The organism is Pseudomonas avellanae BPIC 631, assembly GCF_000444135.1.
Lineage (GTDB): Bacteria > Pseudomonadota > Gammaproteobacteria > Pseudomonadales > Pseudomonadaceae > Aquipseudomonas > Aquipseudomonas avellanae.
The window spans coordinates 1-4,482 of the sequence record NZ_ATDK01000312.1 but is presented as its reverse complement, the minus strand read 5'-3'; the positions used below and the strand labels follow the sequence as shown (position 1 = coordinate 4,482).

Sequence of the window (4,482 nt, the reverse complement as noted above, 5' to 3'; positions counted from 1 at the left end):
GCAGGTTCATTCGCAAATAATCCCGGTTTGCTGGCTCGAATATACGCAATCAATCCCGGTCGAAAAACTCGATGATTGCAGGTCGAGGCCATTTCGATTGCAGGTCGTTACAGCTAGCTACCGCTCTAGACTGGATCGAGCTTGGTACTGATCAAATGACACCGTTACAACGTCAGGTTTGGGAGCGTTACAAGAAGCAAACCGCGCAGTTTGCAGAGGATATGCTTTTAGCTGAAGGCGACCGAAATGCGATTATCCGACGCCTTGGATTCGACAGCCGTAAGAGCTAGGAAAACTGCGATGACAACCAAGCTCAGTGAGCCGATGCAGAAGGTACTGATGAAGCTGGAGGACGGCTGGGAGTGGGACGATTTTGACGTACACGGCCCCCTGTGCTATGCAGCACGTGTGCGCACCTGCAAGGCCCTGGCAAAGCGTGGACTAGTGACGTACGCGTTCGGCGACTACGACCTGACAGAGCCCGGTGAAACGGTGGCAAAGCAACTGAACGACCAGGCCAAAGTACCGAGGCCGGCGAAGCCTTCGCATTCACCTTGGCATCAGCAAGAACACCGTCGCTGACATCGTTCAACGGCACAGGTCGATCGCTTAGGGTGTCATTTCGCGCCAGCTGGAACCTCCCCCTCAAAGGAACGGACCGGCGTTAGGCGCTAGTGAGGGCTTACTGACTTTTTTGTTCGATTGCTCCCGGTCCCCAACATCAATTCACGGAATTTATTGCATCGGTCTCTGCTTGGGTGAAGTTCAGATCGAATCCATCAGGAATCTCCACGGTAGGCGGTAGGCTTTGCGTGACCGCTTCGCTCGGAGGCCGGCTTTCCGTTTCCGCCACCTCCTCGGTCGTGGGCAGAGTGCCCTGTGTCTCGGCCGTAGCGCTGGTACCGTCACGGGGACGGGTGCGCGGTGGCGCAGTAGGTGTATCTTCGATGAACCTGCGCATAGTCAGTGCTTGCATGTCGCTCGACGACTGCACGCGACTCAATGAAGTCTCGGAAGAAGGCTGCGGAAAGCCGCCCTTGGTGTCGATTGGCCTCATCAGCGCATGTTCGAGGTTGGCCGAGGTCGACTGCACGGAGTCGCCATCGCTACGTGGCTCCCTGCCCGGCTCCAATAGACGCTCGTGGCGTCCCTGCAGGGGTACATTGGGCCGGCCATCCTCGCTCTGGCTGATGGCACGAGGACGACGAACGACCTGCGTTTCATGGCTGGCTTCAGAACCATTGTCATGTGGCTCGCTGTCCTGCAGCGATTGCGACTGAGGGCTCGCTGCCGGCGAAGATGCAGCGCGTACCGAGCGGCTGTCCGCTTCAGAGGGGTCGGCGTCGACCACGACACCGAACGGACCTTCCGCCTGGCGTGGTTGGCCAGACTGGTGCGCTGCCCAGGCGGCGCGCATCTTGGCGTGGGCCTGGTAGGTCTGGTTGACCATGCGGTAGGTCGCACCGAACATCGCCGCTGTGCCGGCATTGCCGAGAAATTGCATGACGCTTGGCGGCAGGTTCTCTTTGCCAATGCCTTCGGCAGCCTGTTGCAAGGCCAGTACCCCAGCATTGGACACGTTGTTCCAGCTCAGGCGTGCGATCGAGTGGTCCAACAGCCGCTCGTAGTCCTTCATCGGCACCATTTTTTTGCCGAATTCCTGCAGCTTCTGTTCGTCTCCGACCTGCTTGAGGTCATAGTGCTTGCCGCGATAGGCATCAATGAACTCGATCGCGCTGTTGGCCAACGCGCGGACCCCGGCAACCATATTCACAGCGTTGTTCAGTGCATAGCCGGTCAGCGGCTTGCCGTCGGCGCCGTTGAGGTGCGCACCGGATACGGATTGCCCTTTGGGGAGTACGTTGCTAATCACTGTGTCTTGCAGGTAGCCCGCCGCCAGGGTCATGGCTGCGTAGGTCCAGCCATTAGTGGCCATGTTCGACTCGTTCACCCCGTGCGAGGCATTGCCGTGCTTGCTGCCGGTCAGGCAGATGGTGGCCTGCAGTGATTCGCGGCTGCCCGCATAAATGATATTACGCATCTGGGTCGCTAGCACGCGGGCCGCGACGGCGCCATCGCCCTTGGCCAGGCTCAGGGAAGACATGACCAGAAACGCGGCTTCTGCGATGACCTGGTTGCGCGTGACGTTGCGTGAATCGGTGCTGTGTTGGGCGCGCAGCTGGTTTTGCTCATCCTCGCCCTTGGCATCCCATTGCTGTTGACTGAGACCGAAATGCCCTCGCACAGCTACGTCCGACTCCGGCAAGCGCTCCATGCGCGTCTGCCGGTAAAGATTCGCACCGATCTTGGCCAGGGAGATCACGCCTTGCGTGCCGAGCAGCGCCCATTTGGCTTCGGCGGCGAGCACCGGCAGCATCGCGTGGTACGCGTGCATGAGCACTTGTTCCCGAGCAAAAGTCGGGCCGCCACAGGTGATTAGCTGCTGCACGCCATGCCCGGCCATGGCACCGAGCGAACGCATGGATGGCAGGTTGGACATGCTGTCGGACAGCAATTTTCCGCTGATACCGAGCAGGCTCTGGCCGACACGATGCAGTCGATCACCCACCGCAGGCGCCTGCCGTTGGACCCCGCTTTCAAGGTCGTCGAAGTTGTGCTCGATCTGCTGCGTGGGGGTGTGCCGGAAGTAGCTGCTAATTCCACTCATCGCTTAAACTCCGTGTTCGAAATGCCCGAGGCGATCGTCGCGGCGTTGTCGCCACGGTCGATCGAGATAGCCAGGGTGACGAAGTCCGCCAGCCAGGCTGCCAGGTCCTTGCCATCGAGACCGGTCGCATCCCACCGTGACTGCAGGGAGGCACCGTTGGGCGCGAGCGCGATGCTGCAATGCGCGCCGGTGAGTAGGTAGAAGCTGGTCTGCAGTGCCGCTCGACGTTGCGGCAAGGTCTTCAGCTGCACCGATACCTGCGTGCTGAGCAGCAGGCTTTTCTGGTCAGGGGCGGCGATCAGTTCGACGAAGCGCTTGCCGAGCTTGAACGCTCCGACGCTGCCAAACATCGCTTTCGGCACAGGTAGACCGAGCTCGGGCAGCGCCTGTTCGAGCAAGGGACGATGCCATTGCGCGCCCATTTGCTCAGTGGCGAGGGCCTCGACTCGGCTGCTCAATTGGGCTAGATCAGGGCTGGCGGGGGCCATGTCCGGCGACGGCGGCGAGTGACCAACGCTGCCGACATGGGCTGCAGCAGAAACGGTGGTCGCCAGACCTGATGCGAGCTCATCCATGTCTGCCAAGGCCTGCGCCAAGGCTTGAGCATCGCCATAGGCATGGAAAGGGATCTGCGTGATCAGCACCGCGGTGCCTTGTTCATCGAGCGCGAAGGTGCACGTTTGTACCGCCATGGCGACGGTATTGGCACGCAGCAAGGCCTCATGCCAAAGCCCCGCGGGAACCCCAGGGGGAATGATGGGGTAACCAAGCACACTCCATCGAGGTGGCGACGGTTCCTGGCAGAACATCATCAGACGGATATGTTCTAGGGTCAGCAAACCGCTTCGCGAAAACATTCTGACAGCGTCGGCCGGGCGACCCAGCACCGTGGCGGCTTTCGCCAGCCAGGGCGCGCTGTCGGCAGGTATGACCGGCGGGCCGTTCGCCTGCCCCCCCTGCCCGGCCGTGGCGTTTTTCCTCCGTGCAGGGCTTGGCGCGTTTTGCAATGCGGGCAATTCCGCCACTCTCGACAACGTCGGCTGAGTTTCATCCGTGCGCATGATTCACCAGTCATCTAGTCAGCTCTGCTTGACTGATGTCGCGTGGCATGTGTGGGCATCACGCTGACTAACAGCTCAATACAGGCCGATCAAGTTTGGGGCAGATGTTTCATACTAAGCGGTTGCACAACCGGAATTTTGGCTGGGCTGCAGTAGGCAGACCGCCACCCGGACGTACGCGATACACTGGTTATATTTATATAAGTGTAAGATGTGTGGCTGTATTGAGGCTTCAGTTCCACAAATAGATGCAGCCTACACAATATATTTGTTCCTGCTCCTTGGTCTATCAATCATCCCGCCGACGTCGATCCGCACCAACTGTTTAAGGATCGAGCCTATATGGCCATGCGGTTGCAGAACGACGAAATGAAACTTTCATTGGTCACGCCGGACCCTTTGGGAGCCGATTCAGCGAGTAGATTGCCTGCAGCCACAGAGACGACAATGGAAAAGGACACCATGACTATGCTGCGAAAAGCGGGAGATTTCCCCAACAGATCGGTTGTCGAGTTCTCCACCGTTAAGGTCAAGATTGCGCACAGGTTGATCCCTATCAATCTGCGCAATGAACACTACGAAGACGAGGATATTGTAAAAGGACTTTCGGTATCGCTGATCAGGCGTCTAAGCTTCAAAACTCTGTACCTAGTGTACTGTTTTCGAAAAAACCAGCTACTAACTAACGTAAAATTCAAATTTTATCAATAACTTAGGTTGCAGGACACGGGTAAATTATTTCGCAAACAGTAC

3 protein-coding genes are annotated in these 4,482 nt (G+C 58.5%); 1 reads left to right on the top strand and 2 read right to left on the bottom strand.

Annotated elements, in window-relative coordinates:
* The first annotated feature begins 300 nt into the window (after window positions 1–300).
* Window positions 301–582: a hypothetical protein gene (locus tag DW49_RS0118935; RefSeq protein ID WP_024421360.1), complete on the top strand. Its 282-nt coding sequence runs from the start codon at window positions 301–303 to the stop codon at window positions 580–582.
* 139 nt (window positions 583–721) lie between these two features.
* On the opposite strand, the gene DW49_RS1000000129095 is transcribed toward DW49_RS0118935, so the two are convergent.
* On the bottom strand, window positions 722–2,668 hold the full coding sequence (locus DW49_RS1000000129095; RefSeq protein ID WP_005620220.1) for a hypothetical protein: 1,947 nt from the start codon (window positions 2,666–2,668) through the stop codon (window positions 722–724).
* A complete protein-coding gene (locus DW49_RS0118925) occupies window positions 2,665–3,729 on the bottom strand; it encodes a type III secretion system chaperone (RefSeq protein WP_024420725.1) in 1,065 nt (354 codons plus the stop codon). The genes DW49_RS1000000129095 and DW49_RS0118925 overlap by 4 nt, the downstream gene beginning before the upstream one ends.
* Window positions 3,730–4,482: the final 753 nt, after the last annotated feature.

What these genes read in the sequence shown, in the direction of transcription:
- DW49_RS1000000129095 (WP_005620220.1), bottom strand. Translation starts at nt 2,668, where the DNA reads ATGAGTGGAATTAGCAGCTACTTCCGGCACACCCCCACGCAGCAGATC.
- DW49_RS0118925 (WP_024420725.1), bottom strand. Translation starts at nt 3,729, where the DNA reads ATGCGCACGGATGAAACTCAGCCGACGTTGTCGAGAGTGGCGGAATTG.
- DW49_RS0118935 (WP_024421360.1), top strand. Translation starts at nt 301, where the DNA reads ATGACAACCAAGCTCAGTGAGCCGATGCAGAAGGTACTGATGAAGCTG.